At 68.3% G+C, this 22230-nt stretch carries 19 protein-coding genes and 4 pseudogenes; 12 read left to right on the forward strand and 11 right to left on the reverse strand.

Annotation, left to right across the window (positions count from 1 at the left end; all coding sequences use genetic code 11):
- Positions 1 to 15: 15 nt before the first annotated feature.
- The 6 genes and pseudogenes from AB0L75_RS25355 to AB0L75_RS25380 form a co-directional block, all read left to right on the forward strand.
- Positions 16 to 843, forward strand: coding sequence for a class I SAM-dependent methyltransferase (locus AB0L75_RS25355; protein ID WP_365184797.1), 828 nt, complete (start codon positions 16 to 18; stop codon positions 841 to 843).
- A 217-nt stretch (positions 844 to 1060) separates the two neighbouring features.
- Positions 1061 to 1852, forward strand: coding sequence for a hypothetical protein (locus tag AB0L75_RS25360; RefSeq protein ID WP_365184799.1), 792 nt, complete (start codon positions 1061 to 1063; stop codon positions 1850 to 1852).
- 234 nt (positions 1853 to 2086) lie between these two features.
- A complete protein-coding gene (locus AB0L75_RS25365; RefSeq protein ID WP_365184801.1) occupies positions 2087 to 2209 on the forward strand; it encodes a hypothetical protein in 123 nt (40 codons plus the stop codon).
- A 32-nt stretch (positions 2210 to 2241) separates the two neighbouring features.
- The gene (locus tag AB0L75_RS25370; protein WP_365184804.1) at positions 2242 to 2550 is read left to right on the forward strand and encodes a hypothetical protein; all 309 of its coding nucleotides are present in this window, start codon (positions 2242 to 2244) and stop codon (positions 2548 to 2550) included.
- Positions 2551 to 3279: 729 nt separating this feature from the next.
- Positions 3280 to 4041 (forward strand): MerR family transcriptional regulator, encoded by a 762-nt coding sequence (locus tag AB0L75_RS25375; RefSeq protein WP_365184807.1) that lies wholly within the window; start codon positions 3280 to 3282, stop codon positions 4039 to 4041.
- Between the two features lie 201 nt (positions 4042 to 4242).
- Positions 4243 to 4500, forward strand: a pseudogene (locus AB0L75_RS25380) (helix-turn-helix domain-containing protein); the annotation flags it as partial.
- A gap of 200 nt (positions 4501 to 4700) precedes the next feature.
- Here the strand turns inward: AB0L75_RS25380 and AB0L75_RS25385 are convergent.
- The 7 genes from AB0L75_RS25385 to AB0L75_RS25415 form a co-directional block, all read right to left on the reverse strand.
- The gene (locus AB0L75_RS25385) at positions 4701 to 8321 is read right to left on the reverse strand and encodes an SAV_2336 N-terminal domain-related protein (protein WP_365184810.1); all 3621 of its coding nucleotides are present in this window, start codon (positions 8319 to 8321) and stop codon (positions 4701 to 4703) included.
- Positions 8322 to 8329: 8 nt separating this feature from the next.
- On the reverse strand, positions 8330 to 9232 hold the full coding sequence (locus tag AB0L75_RS25390; RefSeq protein WP_365184813.1) for a MoxR family ATPase: 903 nt from the start codon (positions 9230 to 9232) through the stop codon (positions 8330 to 8332).
- Positions 9233 to 9399: 167 nt separating this feature from the next.
- Complete coding sequence (locus tag AB0L75_RS25395) at positions 9400 to 10845, reverse strand: hypothetical protein (RefSeq protein WP_365184816.1); 1446 nt, start codon at positions 10843 to 10845, stop codon at positions 9400 to 9402.
- 5 nt (positions 10846 to 10850) lie between these two features.
- Positions 10851 to 11801 (reverse strand): trypsin-like peptidase domain-containing protein, encoded by a 951-nt coding sequence (locus AB0L75_RS25400; protein WP_365184819.1) that lies wholly within the window; start codon positions 11799 to 11801, stop codon positions 10851 to 10853.
- Entirely contained in the window at positions 11802 to 12224 is a 423-nt protein-coding gene (locus tag AB0L75_RS25405; protein WP_365184822.1) for a CU044_2847 family protein, read from the reverse strand. It lies immediately after the preceding gene.
- Between the two features lie 362 nt (positions 12225 to 12586).
- The gene (locus AB0L75_RS25410; RefSeq protein WP_365184872.1) at positions 12587 to 12925 is read right to left on the reverse strand and encodes a hypothetical protein; all 339 of its coding nucleotides are present in this window, start codon (positions 12923 to 12925) and stop codon (positions 12587 to 12589) included.
- 639 nt (positions 12926 to 13564) lie between these two features.
- Entirely contained in the window at positions 13565 to 14062 is a 498-nt protein-coding gene (locus AB0L75_RS25415; RefSeq protein WP_365184824.1) for an N-acetyltransferase, read from the reverse strand.
- Between the two features lie 581 nt (positions 14063 to 14643).
- On the opposite strand from AB0L75_RS25415, the gene AB0L75_RS25420 reads away from it, so the two are divergent.
- Positions 14644 to 15261, forward strand: a complete 618-nt coding sequence (locus tag AB0L75_RS25420) for a hypothetical protein (protein WP_365184873.1) — start codon at positions 14644 to 14646, stop codon at positions 15259 to 15261.
- 547 nt (positions 15262 to 15808) lie between these two features.
- Positions 15809 to 17254: an alpha/beta hydrolase gene (locus AB0L75_RS25425; RefSeq protein WP_365184827.1), complete on the forward strand. Its 1446-nt coding sequence runs from the start codon at positions 15809 to 15811 to the stop codon at positions 17252 to 17254.
- A gap of 320 nt (positions 17255 to 17574) precedes the next feature.
- Here the strand turns inward: AB0L75_RS25425 and AB0L75_RS25430 are convergent.
- Positions 17575 to 17876, reverse strand: a pseudogene (locus AB0L75_RS25430) (YibE/F family protein); the annotation flags it as partial.
- Positions 17877 to 17939: 63 nt separating this feature from the next.
- Positions 17940 to 18080 (reverse strand): annotated as a pseudogene (locus AB0L75_RS25435) (ABC transporter permease); the annotation flags it as partial.
- A gap of 621 nt (positions 18081 to 18701) precedes the next feature.
- Between AB0L75_RS25435 and AB0L75_RS25440 the strand changes: the two are divergent.
- The 4 genes and pseudogenes from AB0L75_RS25440 to AB0L75_RS25455 form a co-directional block, all read left to right on the forward strand.
- A pseudogene (locus AB0L75_RS25440) lies at positions 18702 to 19003 on the forward strand (IS256 family transposase); the annotation flags it as partial.
- Positions 19000 to 19311 (forward strand): hypothetical protein, encoded by a 312-nt coding sequence (locus tag AB0L75_RS25445; protein WP_365184830.1) that lies wholly within the window; start codon positions 19000 to 19002, stop codon positions 19309 to 19311. The pseudogene AB0L75_RS25440 and the gene AB0L75_RS25445, both read left to right, overlap by 4 nt.
- 254 nt (positions 19312 to 19565) lie before the next feature.
- On the forward strand, positions 19566 to 20003 hold the full coding sequence (locus tag AB0L75_RS25450; protein WP_365184833.1) for a VOC family protein: 438 nt from the start codon (positions 19566 to 19568) through the stop codon (positions 20001 to 20003).
- Positions 20004 to 20238: 235 nt separating this feature from the next.
- Positions 20239 to 20760: an N-acetyltransferase gene (locus AB0L75_RS25455; RefSeq protein ID WP_365184835.1), complete on the forward strand. Its 522-nt coding sequence runs from the start codon at positions 20239 to 20241 to the stop codon at positions 20758 to 20760.
- Positions 20761 to 20823: 63 nt separating this feature from the next.
- Here AB0L75_RS25455 and AB0L75_RS25460 read toward each other — a convergent pair whose 3' ends face one another.
- Both AB0L75_RS25460 and AB0L75_RS25465 read right to left on the reverse strand, forming a co-directional pair.
- Positions 20824 to 21483, reverse strand: coding sequence for an MSMEG_1061 family FMN-dependent PPOX-type flavoprotein (locus tag AB0L75_RS25460; RefSeq protein ID WP_365184837.1), 660 nt, complete (start codon positions 21481 to 21483; stop codon positions 20824 to 20826).
- A gap of 187 nt (positions 21484 to 21670) precedes the next feature.
- Positions 21671 to 22111: a hypothetical protein gene (locus AB0L75_RS25465; RefSeq protein WP_365184840.1), complete on the reverse strand. Its 441-nt coding sequence runs from the start codon at positions 22109 to 22111 to the stop codon at positions 21671 to 21673.
- Positions 22112 to 22230: the final 119 nt, after the last annotated feature.

Raw genomic sequence — 22230 nt, forward strand, 5'->3', positions numbered from 1 at the left:
CACTAAGGTGGGCGCATGCCCATTTTACCGCGAGGGCAGCCGGAATCATCCCCGGCGGAGCCGCATGAGGCCCGGCGGATGGCCGAGTCATTCGGCGTGGACGCGCAACGCTACGACCAGGCCCGGGCCGGCTACCCTGATCCGTTGGTGACGCGGATCGTCACCGGAAGCCCTGGCCCTGAAGTGCTCGACGTCGGCTGCGGCACCGGTATCGCGGCCCGCCAGTTCCAGGCCGCCGGCTGCACCGTGCTCGGCATCGAGCCCGATGCGCGGATGGCCGACTTCGCGCGAGCCCGCGGCCTGCAGGTCGAGGTGGCGACCTTCGAGGCCTGGCAGTCGACCGGCCGGACATTCGACGCGGTCATCGCCGCCCAGTCGTGGCACTGGGTGGAACCGGTCGTCGGCGTCGCGAAGGCGGCACGTGTGCTGCGGCCAGAGGGACGGCTGGCGATCTTCGGGCACGTGTACGAGCCGCCAACCGAGGTGGCCGAACCGTTCGCCGCTGCCTACCGGCGGGTGGCGCCCGATTCCCCACTCAACGGCCAACCGGCCCGACGTCCACTCGACCTCTACCAAGCGGCATACGCGATGATCGCGGAAAAGATCCGCGAGACCGAACAGTTCAACGCTCCCGAACAGTGGCGATTCGACTGGGAGCAGTCCTACACGCGCGACCAATGGCTGGACCTGCTACCCACCACCGGCGGCCTCACCCAACTCCGTCCCGATCAGCTGGCCGAAATACTGGGCGCGGTTGGGGACGCCATCGACTCCCTGGGCGGACGCTTCACGATGAACTACACCACCCTGGCAGCGACCGCCGTACGCGTCGGCACCTTCTGAGTCCATCGGCCAAGTCGCCGCGGACCCAGGAATTCGCGCGGCCGTTCGGCGCTCTGCCGGGCGTCGGCGGAGTGGGCCTGTCGGCCGCGTGGGCAGCCATCTCGGCCGGGAGTTACCACCCGGGCGGTGCCGGTGACGACGGGAATGCAGACGGGGCCGGGTGCTTCATCGGCGCGGTGCGCGTAGGCAGGGCACCCTGGGCAGGAGTCATCCTCGCGTGATCCGGATTACTGCCCGTCACTTGTCACGAAAATCTTGCCTGAACCTGGAAAATCCCCACCCCGGCGGCCCTGACCGGTGCGGCACAATCGCGGTCAACTGGGCGGGCAACGGTGGGAGTGGGAACGTGGGGCGTTTTGGCTCGAGCAGCCGACGTAAGGACATACCGAACGAGCCGGCGCTACTGGCTGCGGCTGCGGACAATCCCGGTGGCAGCGTCGCCGAGATCGACCCGACGTATATCGACGACCCGAACGGCTACGTACCTCCCGAGGCGATCCGCGGCGCGTGGTTGGTGGACAGCAGCGGGAAACTGACAGGTGAGTACCGGGAGAATCTCCGTCACGGGGTGCCACAGGACGACTTCAGCAAGCTCACTGATCCTGATCACTGGCTTGGCTGGCTCGGCGATGATCCCGCGACCGCCGTCCGGAAGGGCATCGAAGAGTCCTTGCGCGCCCAGGTGGCAGACGCCGTGGTCGAGTGGGTCAAGATCCTTGAAACGCCCCGGTTTCTCACGGGTGGGCGTCGACATTCTGAGGACGAGCAGGTCATGTTGGTCACCCGCGCGGCACTCGCCGCGCCGTTTGCGTTGTCCGTGCGTACAACGCAGCACGGGCGTTCCATCCTCCTGGGGGTGTTCTCCTGGGCGGCGGTGAACCTCTCACCGCCCGCAGTCCGCAAGGATCGGCACTGGTTCGACCTGGGTGTCGGGCTGGACTGGGCCGGTGAACGGCTTCATGGGCGGATCTACGAGATTGACGGTGAGGACGGCACCGCCGAGCGATAGAGCGGGTGCCACGCCGTACCGGCGGTCAGAGCGGATACATGACTGCCGGCGCCCTTGACGGGGAGGAGCCGTCCGAACCCTCAACTGGCGGGCGAAGCCGGCCCCTCCGTTCACCGCGCAACCGAGTGGGGAACGAGAGCAGCCTTGGGGAATTTCAGGGGTCTGGGCGATATCTCGTGACGGTCACGATCGCCTCCGGTAGCGACCATCGAGTCGAGCGGGAATCTCCAGGTCATGGGGGACTTGTCCGCGGTGAAGTCCGCCCTGCTGCCGCGCGTGCCGGGGCTGGTGCTCGACCGATTCACCGAGGTCGACGGGCTGGTGGTGGCCGACGCCCACTGCGTGTACGGGAACTGAGGTGCCCAGACTGCTCGGCGGTCTCCCGGAGGGTGCGTAGTCGATATGAACGGCGGCTGGCCGAACTGCCCGTCGGTGGGCGCCAGGTGGCGGTGAGACTGACAGTGCGGCGGTTCTTCTGCGGTGCCGTCGACTGGGCGCGCCAGACGTTCGTCGAGCAGGTCGAGGGCCCGACCACCAGATACGCACGAGCGGCGCCGGCGGTGAAGGTGTGGTGGCGGGCCGTCGCACCTTCAAGTCGCACATCAACACGCGCTTCGCCGAGGCCGGAGGCCGGGTCAGCTGCAGCCGCCTGTTCCTCGAACTCCAGGCCTGCGGCTACCGCGGCAGCCACCCGGTGATCCGCAATGGCTCGCTGCGCTGCGGAAGGGGCATACGGAACCGGTCCGGGCCGACCTACCCAGCCGGCACAAGATCACAGGCTGGATCATGCGGCACCGCGAGACGCTGACTGACCACCAGGAGGAGCAACTTCTCCAAGCCCGGCTCGCTTGCCCGGACATCACACGGGCCTGCGACCGGGCCCGCGCCTTCGCCGTTCTGGTCCGCCACCGGCGCGGTCACCTGCTGATGCACTGGATCCGCCAGGCCGAGCAGGACGCACCGCCGCCGATGCGCAGCTTCGCCGGTTTCCTGCGCCAGGACCTCGACGCGGTCACCGCCGGCCTCACGCTCGCCTACAGCTGCGGCGTCGTCGAAGGTCGCATCCAGCGTTTGAGACGATCAAGCGGCAGATGTGCGGCCGCGGTTCGTTCCAACTCCTCTGCACCCGCGTACTGTTGCGATCGTGACCGTCACGAGATATCGCCCAGACCCTTGAAATCCCTACCTCTTGCTCAAGCGTTCCCCAGATCTGCTCATCCTGGTTCGCCGCACGAAATGTTCACGAGGGTCGACGGCGCGGGGCCTTCCGTGTGGTCCGGTCGTCGCCGTCGCGGGTGGGGGGTGGCCGTAGGCGTGAGCCGGAGAAGCGCGGATGCCGGGGTTGAAACTGCCGCTGCGGCAGCTTCTACGGTTCTGAACAGGGCCGGAGAGACCGGTCCGGTGGAACGATCGTGAGGGAGACGGCGATGGCGTGGCCGACCGCGGAGGTCGCCCGGATGTCGGGCGTGACGGCCCGGACGCTGCGGCACTACGACGAGACCGGCGTGCTGCCACCGGCGTGGATCGGCGCCAACGGGCACCGCTACTACGAGGAGCGGCAGCTCCTGCGACTGCAGCAGATCCTGGTGCTGCGGGAACTGGGCGTGGGGCTGAGCGAGATCGGCCGGATCCTGGCCGAGCAGGTCGACGAGCTGCAGGCCCTGCGCGGGCACCGCGGCCGGCTGCTCGCCGAGCGGGACCGCGTCGACGCCCTGGTCCAAACCGTCTCCCGCACGATCGCCGAACTGGAGCAGTCCAGGAAGGACGGTAACCCCATGACCAGCATCAACCGACCGGAGAACCTGTTCGAGGGCGTCCGGCCAGCCGTGTACGAGGAGACTATGCGCGATTTCCCCGAGCTGGCCGAGGACAACCGGCGGCGCATCTCGGCGATGAGCGAGGCCGAGATCGAGGCGGCGCACCGCCAGCGGACCGCGCAGATGATTCGTCTGGCCGAGCTCATGGCCGCTGGTCTGCCCGTCGACGCAGACCAAGTGCAGGCCGAGGTCGACGCCCAGTACCGGGCACTGACCGAAGGGCGCGCCGTCTCCGCCGAGGAGTTCCGGGCGCTCGGACGCTCTTGCGTGGACAACGAGCCGTGGCACGCGGCCTACGAGTCAATCGCACCGGGCCTGGCCGCCTATCAGCGCGACGCCATCGAGGCGTACGTCATGACCCGGCTGAGCTGAGCCGAATCCTAGGGGCACCGGTCCGCAGTGGCGGCGGCTCATGCCGGTTGCATCGACAGGCGCACCTCGCCCGGCTACGGGGGCCGGGCGAGGTGCTGTCCCTACTCGTAGAGATGGGCATCGGTCGCTGTGGGTCTGGGCGGCCTCAGCCAGCCCGTCGACCTCGGTGAATCGGTCGAGCACCACCCCTGGCACGCGCGGCAGCAGGGCTACAGCAACAAGGAATCCCGCCGGCTGGTCGGTGTCGACGAGCGGACCGGCAGGAAGTGGCGTAACGGCCGTGGTGCCGACCGCAGGCAGAGGGCGGTGCCACCGATCAACACGGTGGTGCCGCCCTCCGGTCCGTCCCGGCGCCTGCGCGAGGCCGACCGGATCCATATCATCGACCGGCTGCGGGAGAAGGCGGCCATCCGGGCGATCGCTGCTGAGCTGGGCCGTAGCCCGTCCGCCATCAGCCGGGTCCGGTGCATGCGCACATGGAGTCGGCCGGTCGCAGGCCGAAGCGAGCGCGGCCCGGCCCATGGCGGCGTGGTGTTCCTCGGCGAGGGTCCGTATCTCGACTCTCACAGTCAGCGGCCGAATGTCGACTCTTAGGTCGCTGGCGACACTCGGGCGCTGGGCGCTGTTTGTCGTGCTCGATGCGCCGCGCTACGCCGTGGCTACTGCCGGATATGATCGGCAACGTCCCAGATGCGTACGGTGCGGTCGTGGCCGGCGGTGGCGAGGAGTGGGCGGCCGTCGGGGGCGGTGAAGGCGGTCGCCGAGAGGACCGCTTGGGTGTGGCCGGTGAGGGGGGCGCCGAGTTGGTCGCCTGTTTCGGGGTCCCAGATGCGTACGGTGCGGTCGTGGCCGGCCGTCGCGAGCAAGGGGCGGCCGTCGGGGGCGGTGAAGGCGGTCACGGCCCAGATGCTGGCGGTGTGTCCGTCGAGGGTGCGGACCAGCTGGTGGGTGGCGGTGTCCCATACGCGTACGGTCTGGCCCAGGCCGGCACTGGCGAGTTGAGCGCGCCCATCGGACGTCCGAAAGGCGGCCACTGCCCAGGCGGATCTGGTGTGGCCGATGAGGGGGGCGCCGAGTTGGTCGCCTGTTTCGGGGTCCCAGATGCGTACCGTGCGGTCGTGGCCGGCCGTCGCGAGCAGAGGGCGGCCGTCGGGTGAGAGGAATGACGTCAGAGCCTGTACGGAGGCTGTATGGCCGGTGAGTTCCCCCTGCCGCCGTCCGGTGGCCGGATCCCAGATCTGGATGAGTCTGTCTTCACCGGCTGAGGCGAGCAGCACGCGCCCATGGAGTTCGAATGCTGTCACAGCCCGTAGTGGGCCCGGTGCCGTGGGCCGGCTGCTGTCGGTCAGCCGGCCGACGACGGCGCCAGTGGCTGGATCGAGCAGCTGTACGGTGCGGTCCTTGCCCGTGGTGGCCAGCAGCGGTTGCCCGGCGAGCGCGAATACGGTGATCGACATCACCGGGCCGCCGAGGCCGCTGGAGTAACTGCGCACCTGATCGCCGGTTTCCGGATCCCACAGACGCACGGTTCCGTCCTGGTTGCCGGTGGCGAGGAGGGTAGATCCCGTGGGCGTCGTGAAGGAGGTCACCGCCCAGACCGATTGCGTGCCATCAGTGCGCAGAATGCGCTTCCTGGGCCTGGGGGGTCCTGCTGCGGCATCGAGCACGGTTGGCAAGTCGACCGCGGCCAGTGCCTGGGGCGTGGTGGGCAGGCTGTCGGCCAGCTTCGCCAACCGGGCCTGCTGGTACGGATCCGAGCGGCGGAGCCGGTCGCCCAGCGACCGCCGGAGGTGATCGAGAATCTCGTGCCGGCCGAGTTCGCGCAGTCGCACGATCGTGATGTCCGGGTGTTGCCAGCCCTTGAGGGCGTCGGTGGTGGCCACCACGCAGCCTCGTCCGGCGGGAGGGATGCAGCGGGGCAGGATGTCGCGGCCCTCGTTCGGGCGCGGCCAGGCGGTTGGCGGAACGTCTTCCAGCACGATGAACCAGTCGCGGTGTCCGGCCAGTTCGGTCCACAGCCGGTCCTCGGAGACGTGGTTGTCGGCCTGCGCGGGCATACCGAGCGCGGCCCACAGGCCGGCAAGTCCCTCATGGAGGGTTTCCGGACTGTGCGCGTCGATCCCGTGCGCGAAGGAGTGCCGGGTGTTGTTGCGGCGGAGATACTCCTGGATGAGCCGAGTACGGCCCATGCCCGGCAATCCCTCGATGACGACCAGTGCCGGACGGGAAGGCCCCGTCTGCTGAAAGGCCGCCTCAAGCGCCTGGAGTTCCGCGGCCCGGCCGATCAGGTGCGGGGGATCGGCTGGGCCGATCGGCACGGGCTCGGTGAGGAATTCGGGATGAGGAAGCAGGGAGGCACGGCCACCGATCGCGGCGGCGAGTTGCCGGGCGACGACCTCGTGGCGGCCGGCAGCGTCGCTGAGGACCAGGGTGGCCACCTCGGCGAACGGCAGGCTGCGCTCTGGCAGTTGCCGGGTTCGTCCGGGGGCGTCGGCGCCGCTGACATGGGCAGCGAGAGCCCGGAAGTCCAGGGTGCCACCGAACGTGGCGGCGATGTGACCGGAGACCTTCGCCAGCACATCTTCGAGGATTCGCACCGATTCCCGGCGAGTGAGTTCCCCCAGCAGTTCACTCCGTACGCCGCGTCGGAAGTCGTAGACCACATCGTCTGGGTCCTCCGCCTCGGCATGCCGTCGTTCGATGAGGCCGGAGAGAAAGATCTCGGCCAGTTCGATGTGACCCGAGCCAGGCACAGTGGCGGCCTGAACCAGTTGCATGACCGGCAGGCTCAGGGGCGCCGCGGCGAGATAGCAGGCCAGCCGGTATGCGTTGGGAGAGCAACCGGCCCGAAAGCGCGCCACCCTTTCACCAGCGGACATCAAGGTGCGGTGGGAGGAAGGCGGCGCGGAACGGGGCCGTCCGGACACACCGTCGAGTGGTGCGGCCAGCATGCCGACCCCATCAGAGGTACGGCCTGCGACAAGCTCGGCCCATGGTGCAAGCCAGGCGCCCTTCAACTCCATGACCGGAAGCCAGCCTTTCACGGACTGGGCTGAGCTGGACCACGAGTCACGGGTGCGGAAGACGGGAACCGGCCTGGCCGGGTCTGGCAGGCGGGCCTGTACGGGAACGGTGCGCAAGGCCGTACGGTGCCACAGCCGGCGAGGCAGGACCTGCAACGCGGCCGTCGGGCGGGTTCTGCACAGCCGGGCGAGTGTGCCCGGGAGGTCCTCTTCGTGCCATGCTCGGCCGACCCCGTCGGTCAGGAGCAGCAGGATGCGCCGTGCGCTGGGGCCGTCAAGGGGGGAGTCCCAGCGTCCGCGGGAGCCTTGCGTGTCCCTCTTGTCGCGCAGCCGCCGGTGAAACGGAGTGAGTCGGGGTGTCGCACCGTCGGTGTCGAGGGCGAAGCAGCGAACGTCGGCGAAGGCGGCGTGCCGCTCCAAGGCAGTCCACAACTCGCCTGCGAGGTGGTGCCAGACGGCCATGGTGGCTCCTGTGTCGACCAGGAGGTCCACGGAGAACCTTCGTTCGTCGGCCGGGCGCCAGACCGGATGCAGGAGCCCGGTCTGGCTGCTTGCCTGAGCCGTGCCCGCCTCGTCGAGTGTCGGCCTTGCGGAGTGGACGGGCTGGCGCAGCGGACGCAGTGCCCTGGCCAGCGTCATGGTTTCGGTGAGGGCGGACGGGCGGGTCACTGTGACTTCATGGGCGGAGCGTGGGCTGCCGCCTGTGGCGCGAGTGGAACCGCCGATGGGGTGCAGGGCGGCGCCGGTGGCCACCCGTCCCGGCGGGCGGTGGATGGCTTGCGCGGCCGCCCCAGAGGAAGTGGACCGTGTGTGGTCGCCGCGTTGCTGTGCGGGCGCCGGTTGCGGAGCGTCGGCCTGGTGGTCGGCGCGGACAGGTGCGGCAGGACCTGGTTCCGTCGTGGCGGGCGGCTCCGGGGCAGGCGTCGGCGCCGGACCGTCGCTCCGGGCCGTGGCCGGCCTGTTGTCCGTGCCTGCCCTGGGCTCTGTGGCCGCCGGTGGGGCCGGGCTCTCTGACGGGTTTCTCCGCTGGGGGAGGGCCTGCTGCCTGAGCCGCTCATGGGGCGCCGTGTCCGCCGGCTCACTGATCCGCGCACCGCGCCTTCTCGCCGCGATGCCAGCGATGCCGGCGATCCACAGTGCGTCCGCGATGTCCTCGGGCTGAGGCCCGGCTCCCTGCGGATCGAGCAACTGGGATATGGCGTCGCGGAGTTGTTTCGACAGCACCGCCTCGGGCGCGGTCCCTGGCTCGCTCGGCACGGGCTCGTTCAGCCCTGATTGAGCGGGCGGAGCAGAACCTCCCGGACCAGGTGCCGGCCTCGCTCACCGTCCCACAGGACCCGTCCCGCCATCAGTAGAGCGTTGAGCAGCTGATCGTTGGCGAGTTCCACGCCGTCCTCGCGCTGTCGCAGGAACTCGGCGATCATGTCCTGGGCGTGGGCGGGCAGGACCTGCCCTTCGCCGCCTGGGTTGTCCCAGTGTGCTGAGACCATCGCGGCGAGCCGTTCCGCGTTCGGTGGCTGCATGTCAAGCCTGACGCAGCGTCGCAGGAATGCCGTGGGAAACTCCCGTTGGGCGTTGCTGGTGAGCACGACGAACGGGAACTCGGTGCACCGAACCACTCCACCTGTCACTGCGGCCGTGCCCTCTGTGTCGGCGGTCATGACGTGCTGTCTGCCCGGTCCGAGCCGGGCGAGTTCCGGAATCTCGAACTCGCCCTCCTCGAAGACGTTCAGCAGGTCGTTCGGAAAGTCGAAGTCGCTCTTGTCGATCTCGTCGATCAACAGGACGCGAGGATGGCGCCAGGGCAGCAGGGCGGTGCCGAGCGGGCCGAGCCGCAGATACTGGCCGATGCCCGGAGCCGCACGCCGCGGGCCGGGCCTGCTCAGCGTTCTGGTTCTCGTGCCGCCGCTGCGAATCCCGGCATCGTGCAGCCTGCCGATGGCGTCGTACGCGTAGAGGCCGTCGCCCAGCGTCGAGCGGCTGGTGATGGGCCACCGCAGCACGGGGCCGAGCCCCAGTTCGTGGGCCACCGCGTAGGCCAGGGTGGACTTTCCGATGCCCGGCTTTCCGGTGATGAGCAGCGGTCGCCGTAGATGCAGAGCCAGATTGACCAGCTCGATCTCCTTCTCGTCCGCCTGATACGCCGCTGCCTGGCGAGCCCGACCCAACCGGCGCGCGGTCGAGCCGTACTCCGGCTCCGGGGGTGGTTCAAGAGGTGCGCTTTGGCCATCGGGCGTCGTCCCTGCGAAGCGCCGCCACGGAGGAGCCGGGGGCAACTCCCGTATACCCCCATGAGGGACGCCGGTGCCCTGGTAGACCCACCATGCCTCTTCGCTCATGCCATCCCCTCGAAGGGCCAGTCCTGCGCGCGATCCACACAGTAGGGGTCGTCCCACAGGAGGGTGATGTGCTGGCTCACGTGCTCTTTGTTCCAACGGCCCGCCCGGCGGCATTCCACCAGTGCTTCGGGAAGCTCCGACAGGAACTCGAGCGGACGCGTACGCAGAGCTGTCACCACCTCGTCCGGATCGCCGGAGTCCCGCCGCCACACCATGGCCGGTACTCCTTCCATCCGCAGCGCGTCATCGACCGCTTCCCTGGCGGCAGGCTCCAGATCGTCGTAGGGCACCGACAGACCGAGGCATGCCACGTCAGTGTGGTCGCTGAGCCAGTCGGCCAGATGTCTCGGCTCCCTCAGCTCCAAGGAAGGCCACTCGATCTGTTCCAGAGCATCGACGTCCGAGTGGGACGAGATCAGTTTCTCCCACCGGTGGCGCCAGCGCTTCAGATCGAGATAGGGATCGCTGTAACGCTCCAACGAGCGGACAACGACTGGGACATTGTGTCCAAGGGCCGTTCTGGATGGCCCGAGGATCCAGAACTCAGCCTCGTGGCTGAGCAGGGAAGCAGGGAGAAGGAACTCGACACGGACCCTGCCGTCGGCTCGGTGCACTTCGCGGACGAGTTCCGCCCACCGGGACAGCCGCGACGGAGCTTTGCCGATCAACTCGTCCTTGCTGAAGGACTCTTCGTGCGGCAGCTGATTGAGCTGCTTCAGGGGGCCCATGGGAAGCCGGTACCGATAGTAGGCGCTGCGCAGAAGGTACCGCGTGGGGGGCAGGTGGTCGGGGTCTGCGGCCTCTAAGCGGATCTGGATGATCAGACGATCGTCGGTTCGGTCGGGAGCGGGAGCATTCAGGTCCGCCAGCAAGGCGCGCAACTCCTGGCCCTTACGTGTGCGGGCAACGGAGGGTTCGTCACTGAGTGAAGTCGCGAAGCGGAGAAAGGGCCCTGCGTCGGCGGAACCGTGTCGGTCCGCCAACCACAGCAGGATTTCGGGCAGGGTCGGCTGGTCCGCGGCCAGGGTGCTGCCGCCGCTTTCCGCGGCGTAACGAGCCAGAGTGTCGCGTGCGAGGCCGTCACACGGGACCTCACGCAGCACCTCTATCAGCCGCAGCATGCTCACCTCAGGCAGGGGAAAAGAACCGGTCAGGCACAACACGGCCAACTCCAGCCAGGGAAGGGCTCGGTCTTGGGGAGCGTGCCGGTGCAGGGCATCCCGCAGGGACCACAGGCTTTCGGACGACCGAGGGCTCCCCAACACGGTCTGGACGATGGCCCGCACGTGTTCTCGCGCGATGTCCCGTTCCTCCACGTCCATATGCAGCTCCATGGTCGTCAGGATGTCCCTGCGGAACTCACGGCGGTGCATGTCGGGGAAAGCGCCGAGGAGGGTGCACAGCAGGGTCTCCCGGAAAAGCTGAAGTGGCTCTCGGTGCATGCTTGTCATCCCGTTCCGTGCGCCCTGCCGGTCGGATCCGGGCCTTCGACGGCCCGCTCGACGACCGATCGCAGCTGCTCCAAAGCGCCGTCGTGCGGTACGAGTTCGGCCATGGCTTCGTGCAGGGCCCGCAGCGCCGCCCTCTCGTCACGGTAGTGACGGCAGCGGTGCACGAGGCGCCCAAGGTGCTCCCGTCGACCGGACCGCTCGTCAACCTCGAAGGAGTAAGGCAGTCCCAGGGTGCGACCCATGGCCTCCAACAGGTCCTGCCTGCCCTCGGACCGCCCCAGTGAAGGGAATGCCAGCAGGGCTTCGACCAGCTCCGCGTCACTTGGCGGCCGCGGCGGTGGAGGGTGGGCGTTCAGCTCATGTCCTGCTTCGGTGAGGACTCCACGCAAGGCCGACACCGGGACGAACCAGCCTCCCCTGTCGCGGCGGTAGTCCCGGCTGCCCTTGAGCACGCCCACGGCCAGCCCGTCCGGGCCGACCAGCATGCTGCCGCTGAAGCCGGGGCGTACTCCGTCCCCCAGAATCCGGCCGAACTCCCCGGAGCGGCCCGCGACATGCAGCCGCAGACTGTCGGGCTGGACGCCAGGCGTCGGGGTCTCCGCCGAGAATCCGAGTGCCGTGACGGTCATGCCGGGCTCGGGGTCGGCCATGGCAAGGCGAGCGATCGTATGGCCGGAGCATTCGGGCACTGGTAACACGGCCAGATCGGGAAACGGGTGGAACCGGGAGGCGCCGTCGTCGTCCGGCGGGCAGGCTCGGACGGTCTTGGTTACGACCCGGTAGGTTCCCGAGGCATGGGTGATCGCGATGTCCGCATCGCACCCGCCACCTACGACATGGGCGGCAGTGGCCACCAAGCCCTCGGCGACGAAGAAACCGCAGCCCCGGAAGGTCCCGCCGACGCTGATCCAGACCGCGCAGGTGTGCGGTTCGTTCTGTGCGAGCACTTACTGGACCCGCCCCTCGTCCGGGTCAGCGGCAGCCGACCCACGGCGGGAGGCCATGTCCCAGGACAACCGAATGGTCAGCCCGGCCTCGCTGCCGGCCTCGGCGATGACGCCCATGAGCCGACCGGACTTCACCGCCAGCTTCAGCCCGAACTCGACCTCGACCGTGTCCGGATTCCCGGCCGCCGGCCCGGTCACCGTTTCGGCTGCCCAGCGGCCCAGGCCACGTACGGTGTCGCGCACCTGATCCAGAGTCAGGGCGACGGCCTCGCCCGCCCGAGCCGCCCGGTCACGAAGTCCGACGTCGCCGTAGGAGGTGGTGTCATCCACCTCCTGGAATCGCAGATCGCCGATGACCTCGGCATCTACGGTGGTGCCGTCGTCCAGTTCGATCGTCACCACGCCGGTCTCAATATCAGTCACCGGAGTTCCCCCGCGAGGAATGATCGTCCAAAGGAGCGTCATCACGATAGGCCAGGCGAGGTCATGACGGAGGCTCTTCGGCCTATTTCCCCCATCCCGCGACCTTTCCCTCCCGCTTGCTGGGCACGGTGTACGGCATCGCCGGCGCGCGAGGACGGCGAGGGCGATGGGTGGGTGGATCCGGGGCCGAAGCTGATGTCGGGGTGCACTGTGGCCGCGATACGGGGACTCGCCCGCGTTCAGATCGCGGCTGCGGCGCAGGGCTGCCCCACCGCTCGCAGCAGCCGCAGTGCCTGCGAGCGGTGGGGTCGTTCACGCCGGTCGCACTGTGGGGTGCCGAGCGGCGGTTGAACACCTGTGCGTCACTGGATGGTCCAGCCCACGCTGCCGACACCAGTGCTGTAGAACGCGCAGGAACCGGTGGACTCGCCGTACTGCCCCGGGTTCAGCGTCACCCAGTTGCCGGAGATGTCCGGGGCCCAGCCGCAGACGATCTCGGCGCGGAACGTGACGGTGTGGTCGGTGTTGTTCTGGCAGCCCGCGATGCCGACGTCCGGATCGTTGTTGTGCACCCAGCCGTCGCAGTCGACGGTCCCCTGGGCATCGGCCTGCGCCGGCACCGTCATACCGGCGACGGTGAGGGCCGCGGTGGAGACCGCGGTGGCCAGGCCGGCTGCAAGGATGCGCTTCCCGCTGTGCATGTGTGTACCCCCGTGAGGCCGAGTTGGTGTCTTCTCGTGATCAGTGAAGAGCATCGGCGCACGGGCGTGAACCTGAGACATCCGAGGGGCCAGGGGCTCCTGGGGGATGGTCGGCTCAGACCAGATGGTCTTTCCGGACGAGGTCTGCTGCGACGGGCGCGGCATCCGCAGGACGTCCATGAACAGCGGGAAACGCGGAGCGTCGCCTGATCGTCCGGGGGAGATGACCAGGACCAGGACCAGGGGCGGAGAGCGGGATGGGCGGTGGGGGCGGATCTTCGTGGTCAAGCCGCCGGGGAAGTGGCCGAGGACATCATCGATCGGTTCGCCGCCCACTCCCGCCGCCTTCTTCGACGGCGCCGGCGGCGTGCTGGTGAGCGCGAACGATGGTGGAGTCCACGGCCGATCCCCACTCGACGAGCTGGCCCTCGGTAGCGTCGCCATTGCGCACCGGCCTGGTCCTTCTTCCATGCGATCGCGTCGATCAGCTGCCTGTGATCGCGCCGCCGGTCGCCGCGACGCGGGGACCGGTGAAGGAGCAACGGCTCGATCCAGGCCTACTGGGTATCGGTCAACGGCACATGCACACAACGATCAGACGAGCTCTCAAGACGCGATCCAGGCACCGCCTCGGACGTGTCACGAGGCGCGCGGCAGCGCGAGCCAGTCCTGCCAGGTGATGTCGCGACCCAGATAACGGGGCTGCTGGAAGGGCCAGTCGGCGGCGATCCACCGCGGCACCAGCGCGTCGAGCGCGCGCTCCTCATCGCCGCCGACGAGATCGTCCACCACCCACCAGGAGACCTCTCCGTCGGAGCCGGTGCGCTCGGGTGGATCGATGTAGACGCAGCCGAAGATCGCCGTCTCCTCCTCGTCCAGCAGCGCGTAGTTGAACGACTGGTGCGCAGCTATCTCCTTCTCGTGCCGCAACAAGTCGATGCGGTCCTCTTCATAGGTCATCGTCTCCTTGGGCCAGGCCCAGGCCGGGCCGAAGATCTCCCACAAGCGCTCTCGTGAGCCCATCACGGCGGGGTAGTCGATCGCGGTGTCCGCCTCCCGGATCGGCCGCAGGTGAAGCGCGGTGTTGGGCACGGGCACGTACACGGGGTGGACGAAGTCGTCAGGCAGCCAACTCATAAGGGTCGAGGCTATAACGACTCGGTATGCGAGAGCGGAGATCGGCCGTAGGGGGGTCGACTTGTGCTGCGAGCGATTCCGGGTCGGCTATCCGATTCTTACGGTCAGCCACCTCACTCAAGTGTGTCCGTGCGGCGCGCGGGATTTCGCTCTCGTGCAGGCCATCTGGCCAGGGAGCCCGCCGTTTCACGACGCAGACTCGTGATCGCAATTGTGCCCGGTCCGTCAACGACTCGTTCGCCCGGGGCGGCAGTCGGGCAGTGACGTGACCTGGGCCGCACGGGTTGGTGAAGTTGTGACACATTACCGAGCCCGTGCGGCCTTGCCCCATCCCGCCTTCTGTGGCCTTGATCGTGCGCACCTCGGTAATTTCATCGAGGAGTTGGCTGCCCCGGGGTTGCTCGGCGCGAGTCCGTGCTGCGTGAACGCCGGGCCGGCGAGCCAAAGCGCGCGATGGGTGCCGGGCCGGATGACAAGCTGGTCTTCACTCCCTGGCCGACGACTTCGTCTACGCCGAGGCCGAAGGCGTTGAACTGCGGGTCGACGGCACCGAGACCCAGGTTCGCCGCCCAAGGGGCAGCCTGGCGGGCCGCGCGGCGTTCGTCTCCGGCAAGAAGAAGCAGCACACTGGAAAGGTCACCACCGTCGGTGACGGCTCGGGGCGTCCGCTGTGGTCCGGAGCCAACCGGCCCGGCCGGATGCACGGCCAGACCACGATGCGCACCGAGGGCATCGCCGAGCAGCTGCGCCTGCACCCGACGGTGAAGGCTGAGGTCGACGAGGGTGATTCGGGGCGTGGGCGGCACCTGCAGCAGGGCGATCCGGGTTCCGCAGACGGGCTTGAAGGGCCGTGCCTCTCTGGGATGGTGATGAGTCGTCATGTGTGTGTACGCTTGCGGGTCCGGACGTGGAAGGCGGCCAGCCCCACGGTGCTGAACGCGCCAGCTCACACTGGCCGAGGTCGAGGGCGTCGGCCGAACGTAGGACATCAGCAGGTCGGTGACCACCTGCTATGCGTCAGCGTCGTCGCCCGCCACGAACATGGGATCGGTGAGTTCGAAGAGCCGCCGCTGTCCCACGGCCGTGCCGCGGTTGCCCGTCCAGGTGGCGCCTTCGCTCGCGTCGCGCCGGTTTGGCCGCGATCTTCTGCTCGGCCGCACGCCACGCCTTCCCGGCGGTGCCATGCACCACTGTCGTGATCCGCGGCCCGATCTCGAACGGTTTGTGCCGTCGGTTCACTTGCCGGCTCAAGATCCTGAGCAGCCGTATCGCCGTATGGCGGCCGGAGGCAGCTCAGCAGGGCCGTCAGTGCGAGTCGCTGCGGACCCAAGAGGGGCTCGTAGGCGGGCAGGTTGGCCGGGAGCGGTTCGCCGTGCACCTCCGACGCCGGCTATCACACGGCGAAGTCGCGCCCTGGTCGCCGAAGGGGCTGCACGGCGGGATCGCCCAGAAGGGGACCAAGGCAACCCGTCCAGGCCGCCCGGCGATGGCATGGCGAGCGCACACGCCTCGTGAGTCACAGTTGGGTAACGCATACACTGAGTATGGTATGTGATATTGCACATGCCACATGATGCTTCCATGACAAAAGTCAGAGCCCTGTTATCGGTCGTCGCCGCCATCGGCGGAGTCTGCGCGGGCATCACGCCTGCTTCCGCTTCCCCGCCTGCGCCAGGGGATACCGGTCAGGGGAAGCTCGTCTGGAGTTCCTGCCGCGACGCGACTACCCCCGCGCTTCAGTGCGCCATGCTCGAAGTGCCCCTGGACTACGCGCACCCGAACGGCGCCAAGATCAAGATCAAGGTGAACCGGCTCCCGGCCACCGCACCCAAGAGCGAACGACAGGGCCCCATCCTGCTGAATCCCGGCGGTCCCGGCGACTCCGGCCTGTGGATGCCCGCCTACGTCTCCGGAAAGATTCCCCAGGACGTCGCCTCGACCTACGACTGGATCGGTTTCGACCCACGCGGCACCAACGCCAGCGACCCCCACGTCACCTGCGACGCGCACTTCTTCGACGCCGAGCGGCCGGACTACCAAGTCGGCCAGGGCACGTCGCAGGCATGGCTGAAGAAGTCGGCCGCGTACGCAGCCGACTGCGCCGCGAACTGGAGCTGGTTCCTGCCGCACATGACCACCGCCGACAATGCGCGCGACATGGACAGCATCCGGCGGGCGCTCGGCGCGCAAAAGATCAACTTCTACGGTGGCTCGTGGGGAACCTCGCTGGGCTCGACGTACGGCCAGCTCTTCCCTTCGCACGTGCGCCGGATGGTGCTGGACAGCATCGTCGGCCCGACCATCAGCTGGTACGACCACAACGTCCTGCAGGACAAGGAACACCAGCGCCGATTCGAGGCCTTCGCGGCATGGACCGCCAAGGCCGACTCGGTTTATCACCTCGGCGCTGACCCTGCCACCGTGGAGCAGGAGTACTACCAGGTCGAGGCCGCGTTGCGGACCAGCCCGGTAGCAGCCACCCCGGCCCCCGGCAAGATCGGCCCCGCAGAGTTCGAAGACACCTTCTACGGCGGCGGCTACAACTTCCTGCGCTGGCCGCAGATGGCCACCGTGCTGTCGGCCTACCTCACCAAGAACGACACCCGCCCGCTGCAGATCGCCTACAACCGCTATGCGGCCCCGGGTGCCGACGACGGCACCTTCCCGGCATACAACGCGGTCCAGTGCACCGAGAACAACTGGCCGCGCGACTGGGAGTTCTGGAAGAGGGACCAGGCCAAGGTCAACGCCGTCGCGCCCTTCTATACCTACAACAACATGTGGTACAACGCCGCCTGCATGTTCTGGCCCTACCAGGGCAACCCGGCCGGCCGACTCAAGATCACCGGCAGGGGCCTGCCGCCCGTCCTGCTCTTCCAGGCCACCGAGGACGCCGCCACCCCCTACCCGGGTGCCCTCGCCATGCACAAGGCATTGCCCGGATCCAAACTCGTCGTCCAGAACGGCGGCAGTTTCCACGAGATCCTCTTCCACGGAAACGCCTGCCTGGACGACAGCTTCACCGCCTACCTGCGAGACGGCAGCCTCCCCATCGGCAAAGGCGTCATCGCCAAGACCTGCGCACCCGAACCCGACCCCACCCCGGTCTACGTGACACCGCCCCCTGCCGCTGAGAAGGCCGTTCCCGCCCTCCCAGCCGCAGACCCCCAGGCCATCCACGGCATCAGATAACGCAACGCAACGCTCCGCAACCTCAAGATGAGAAGTGACGAAACCGTCCGGGGCCATGAGTAGGAGGATCCGGTAGCCCGGGGGAATCATGCCCCCGGGCTACCCGACCAGGTTCTCCGGCTCTGATCAACAGTTCGGGATGACCGCGAGAGCACTGATGCAGATAGTGCACGCACGCCGGGGGCCAAGTGGTCACGGCAGATATGCTCGGACAGCCCCCGCTCCGGCCGTCGACGAACCATCCTCGCAGGATGAGCAGCAGCTGATCCTCGCCGTGGCGGATCAAACATGGACTCGCGGACCGGAGCCCGAGACGGCTTTCAACGCTCCCGCCGGCGCCTGCGCGGGCCCCCGACGGCCCCCGTCGCCGCGCCCTCTGTCGCCGTTCCCGTCTGCGTACCGTGCCAGTCCGCCGGGAACACCGCAGCCGCAGGGGCCGTGGTAACCGGAACTGAGGCCACCAGGCCGATCGATCCGACCAGCCTGCGCACGATCTCCTCGGCTACCACTCGCTGTCGGCGACCGTGCCTACGCCGCTCTGCGCCATGGAAAAGAGGAGGAGCGGCGGCAAGGCGGCGCCGGCGTAGGCCAGGACGAGGGTGTTGACCACGGAGGCGATGTGGCCCGCCTTGGCTGGGCCGGCAGCCAGTGGGCCCAGACGGTGGGCGTCGTCGAACAGGGAGCGCTCGGCAAGACGGGCGAAAGTCAGGGCGGCGAGGGTGGCCGCGGCGAGCAGCATGGGCATCACGACGATCCGGTAGCGGATCGCAGTGAACGGGTCGACTTCGGCGAGGATGAGGCCGGTTATGGCCCCGGAGACGACCATGCCAGCCACCGGGATGACCACGCGAGCCTGGGCGGCGATATGCCACAGGTGTCCCCGGCCAGGACGACGAAGCCAACTACTTGGGTTCCACGGGCTTGGTGCTGGAGCCGGCAGGCCGCGAGGCCCCGTACGACGCTGCTGCGCCTCGCTCGCGTATCGACAGGGCGGATGTGCGTGTGCGAGTCGCAGTGCCTGGCGCCGTCGGTCTGTCTCTGATGGAGGGCCAGATGAGGAAGACGTTGTCGGGGGACCGTCTCGCCGATGATGGTGAGCTGGCCAACGTCCTGGGTGTGCCTGATCACCATGATGACGGGGGCGAGGGCGCTGGTCTGCCCGTGGGCTGACCCACGGCGCTGGACGGCGACCTTGGCCATGCAGTAGGCGCAGTACTGGGTGCGCTGTTGATGAGCGGGTGGCCCGCGGAGCGCCGTGCGTCTGCGGGCCAGGGGAGTGTCACAGCGAGTCGCGCATCTGCGGTGAAGACGCTGGCGTCCCTCCACACCCGGGATCAACTTTCTCTGTTAGTCGGCGAGTTGACCGCGTGTCACGATCGTCTTCCTACCGGATCCTCCTTCCCGGGGGACCCGGATCGGCAAGATTGATCATCATACAGGCGCTATGGCCGTCGCGAGGATCACCGACGACCAGGACGTGCTGCTGGCGTTCCACCGGCCGAGCACTGTATCCACCTGCGGACCACCAACCCCATCGAGTCGACCTTCTCCACCGCGCGACTCCGCACGAAGGTCACCCGGGGCGCAGCTCCCGCGCCGCCGGGCTCGCGATGGTCTTCAAAGCTCGTCGAGTCGGCCCAAGCCCGCTGGCGAGCCGTCAACGGCTCCCACCTCGTTCCGCTTGTACGCGCTGGAGCCCGTTTCGAACGCGGCCAGCACGTCGAACGCCCTGAGACCATGGCAGCGTGACGATGACTCCTGCGCAAGCACCCCAGCCCAAGGTCGAGATCGTGCAGGTGGACACCACTGGCGCCGCTCGACTTGCCGTCGTCGTGCGATGCCTGGCGACCACACGGCTGGGCGCGCGCTTTCGCTGCACAAGCCAGGACGGACACGCTGTCGACCTGCTACTGACGGAGATCCGCCGCTACCCCAAGGTGACGGTCGAGGAGGTGGACCCGCCCCACGGTGCCCGCCTCGTCCTCACCGGAGCAGGCGCGGCCGATCTCCACTTCAAGGCTCGGGACGTCCTCCAAGGCACCAGCCCAGTCGCCTGATCAAGCATCAATCCACAAGTCTCAACCATTATTCCTGCGCGACGCCCTCGCCCGACAGAGCCATAAGGTCCCCGCTGCGGAGCGGAGGTGAGTCAGCCCGATCGGGTGACTCAGGGGTTGGTGTTGGCGCGGGTGTCTCGGCTTTTGGGGAGCCGGGGGATAGGTTGAGCGGGATCCGGCCGCTGAGAGCGGTGCCGACGAGGCCGAATCTCCAGCCCTCGCAGTCCATTCGCAGCGGGAGTGCCACCACCGGCATGGACGTTCTCTTCATCACGAGCGTGGCGGTGGTCGTCGCCGACCCGCCGCTGAGCCGCAAGCTGTTCATCGAGGCTCTTGGCCTCCCCCTGGAGGGAGAAGGCAACGGCTACTACTCCAGCGGGAGCGTCCCCGGCAGCAAGCACTTCGGCCTGTGGCCTCTCTCGCAGGCAGCCGAGGCATGCTTCGGCACGGCCCAGTGGCCCGCCGACCGGGTGGTTCCGCAGGCATCGATCGAGTTCGAGGTGGCGAACACGGAAGCCGTCACAGCTGCCGGTGCCGAGCTTCAGCGCGCGGGCTTCGAGCTGGTGCACCAGGCCCGTACCGAGCCGTGGGGCCAGACGGTGGCCAGACTTCTCACGGCGGACGGCTTGATCGTCGGGATCTCCTACGCCCCCACCTTGCACGACGTGCAGGACGACCAGCACCCCGGGTGAGCCCGGGCCTGAATCCGCTGTTCCTGGTGATGCTTGAGTGGGGCACGGACCCCGGAAGCATGCGTAGTGGGCAGTACAGCACGATTCCGTCGATGCCGTACGTGGAGCCGCCACCGGACCGCTCATCGCCTGGCCTCCGAAGCCATTGTCGTGCCGATCGGGTTCGGCGGCCCGCGCGTCGGTACGGAGAAAATCCAGGGGAGCGGACGCCCGCGCGGTGCTACGGTCAGGCGCCATGAGCTGGCTTCCCGATGACTTCGTCCACCCCGTCCGCGTACCGCTGCCGGGCGTCGATCATCACCTGCGACCTATCCGGGAGGCGGACACCCGGCTCGACTATCCGGCCGTGATGGGCTCGCGCGAGCGGCTGTGGACCATCTTCGGCCCGGCCTGGGGCTGGCCCGCGGCCACCATGACTTACGAGGCCGACCAGGCCGACCTGTTGCGGCACGAGAAGGAGATCGCCGCACACCAGTCCTTCAACTACGCGCTGTTCGACGACGCGGAGACGGCCCTGTTCGGCTGCGTCTACATCGACCCGCCGGAGAAGGCTGGCGCGGACGGCGAGATCTCCTGGTGGGTGGTGGACGAGCTGGTGGGCAGCAAGGTCGAGCAGGCCCTGAACATGCTGGTGCCGCAGTGGGTCGCCGCCGACTGGCCGTTCGAGCACCCGCGCTTCATCGGCCGTGAGATCTCCTGGGCGGATTGGCTCGCCCTGCCGGCGCACGCCGACGCCTACGGGCTGCCCCGCGATTGATCCTGGGGCGGGCTGGCCCGGGGGTTCGGCGGGCTGGTGGTTCAATGATCGCAGGTCGGCCCGTTACTCGTACCGGTACTTCAGCGAGTCCGCCTCCGCCTGCTCGATGTCGGCGATCGTCAGCTCCGGCATCCGCAGTTGGGCCAGCGTCACCTCGGCCGAGGTCGGCTGGGCGTCCGCCGACAGCCACTGCTCCGGCTTCCAGGCGGCGCTGCGCAGGAGCGCCTTGGGGCAGTGCGGATAGACCTCCTCGATCCCCAGCACCAGCGCACTCGTCGGCGGCTTGCCCACGGCGGTCAGCTGCGACAGCAGCTCTGGGCGGGTGGAGACGCACGCCCGGCCGTTCACCCTGAGCGTCGTGGTGCGCCCCGGGATGACGAACAGCAGCCCGGCCCGTCCGGTGGCGACGACGTTCTGCAGGGTGTCCAGACGCTTGTTGCCGGTCGCGTCCGGTATCGCCACCGTCCGTGCGTCCAGGACGGCGACGAACCCGGCGGGGCCGCCGCGCGGGGAGACGTCACAGTTGCCCTCGGCGTCCGCGCTGGCGACCAGGACCAGCGATGAGCAGCCGATCAACCGCCGGGTCTGCTCGGTGAGTTCGGTCATCTGCTTCCGCACGGCCGCGTCGCTGGGGGCTTCGTAGGCCCGGCGCAGCGCCTCCTGGTCGGGCACGGCGTCGAGGCGGAGCGAGTCGAAGGCACTGCTGGCAAGGGATGTTGTCATGCATCCGACCCTAATGGGCCGACCTGCGATTTCGTTGAGCACGACAACGCCGAAGTCCGGTAATGGCGCCTGCTCCAGCAGTACACCGGCCGCCGCGAGGCCTATGGCGAGACCCATTCTCGCCATCGCCGCTCTGGTCTCCTACCGCGCCGCCTGAATCGAATGTCGTTCATCACAGCGGCCGTCCTCACTCTGGAGCGGCAATGCTGAAAGAGTTCGCAGACGCAGGGGCCGTCGCCTGTTGCCGATTGAGCTTCTCCAAGACGCGGTCGCGGAGAAGCTCGTACTCCTCGCGGAGCCTGCGCCACTCGGTCACGGGCGGGCGGGGGATCACTATTCCGCCAGTGACGATCTCCTCCGGCCCGAACTGCTCGCGGGTGAGGTCGATCTCAATGCCCATGCCCAGGCGGTTCCACCAGTGGTAGTCCACACGCTCTCCGTTGACGTGGACCTCTCCCCGGATCAACTCCCCTCCCAACAGGTCATTGAGCACCATGGCGGTCACCCCGCACTGGTCACGGGCCGGATTGCCCTTGGTCCACCGGGATCGGAACCCAGGCGTGCATGTCTCGGCACTCCAACTGCTGCGAACGGCTTGTTCGATGTCGGTGAGAAGCAACGGTGTCATGCTGGTGATCCTGCCAGCAGGCACTGAGTGTTTTCAGCGCGGCCACTGATCGGGTGACGCTGGTGGTGTGCGCAACGCACGAGGCTCCTGTGCCGTTGGGGGAGGTGTTCGAAGTCTCA

The sequence above is a fragment of the Streptomyces sp. NPDC052101 genome (assembly GCF_040680235.1).
Classification (GTDB): domain Bacteria; phylum Actinomycetota; class Actinomycetes; order Streptomycetales; family Streptomycetaceae; genus Streptomyces.

What these genes read in the sequence shown, in the direction of transcription:
- AB0L75_RS25455 (WP_365184835.1), top strand. Translation starts at nt 20,239, where the DNA reads ATGAGCTGGCTTCCCGATGACTTCGTCCACCCCGTCCGCGTACCGCTG.
- AB0L75_RS25410 (WP_365184872.1), bottom strand. Translation starts at nt 12,925, where the DNA reads ATGCACAGCGGGAAGCGCATCCTTGCAGCCGGCCTGGCCACCGCGGTC.
- AB0L75_RS25450 (WP_365184833.1), top strand. Translation starts at nt 19,566, where the DNA reads ATGGACGTTCTCTTCATCACGAGCGTGGCGGTGGTCGTCGCCGACCCG.
- AB0L75_RS25415 (WP_365184824.1), bottom strand. Translation starts at nt 14,062, where the DNA reads ATGAGTTGGCTGCCTGACGACTTCGTCCACCCCGTGTACGTGCCCGTG.
- AB0L75_RS25465 (WP_365184840.1), bottom strand. Translation starts at nt 22,111, where the DNA reads ATGACACCGTTGCTTCTCACCGACATCGAACAAGCCGTTCGCAGCAGT.
- AB0L75_RS25375 (WP_365184807.1), top strand. Translation starts at nt 3,280, where the DNA reads ATGGCGTGGCCGACCGCGGAGGTCGCCCGGATGTCGGGCGTGACGGCC.
- AB0L75_RS25395 (WP_365184816.1), bottom strand. Translation starts at nt 10,845, where the DNA reads ATGCACCGAGAGCCACTTCAGCTTTTCCGGGAGACCCTGCTGTGCACC.
- AB0L75_RS25355 (WP_365184797.1), top strand. Translation starts at nt 16, where the DNA reads ATGCCCATTTTACCGCGAGGGCAGCCGGAATCATCCCCGGCGGAGCCG.
- AB0L75_RS25425 (WP_365184827.1), top strand. Translation starts at nt 15,809, where the DNA reads ATGCTCGAAGTGCCCCTGGACTACGCGCACCCGAACGGCGCCAAGATC.
- AB0L75_RS25460 (WP_365184837.1), bottom strand. Translation starts at nt 21,483, where the DNA reads ATGACAACATCCCTTGCCAGCAGTGCCTTCGACTCGCTCCGCCTCGAC.
- AB0L75_RS25365 (WP_365184801.1), top strand. Translation starts at nt 2,087, where the DNA reads ATGGGGGACTTGTCCGCGGTGAAGTCCGCCCTGCTGCCGCGCGTGCCG.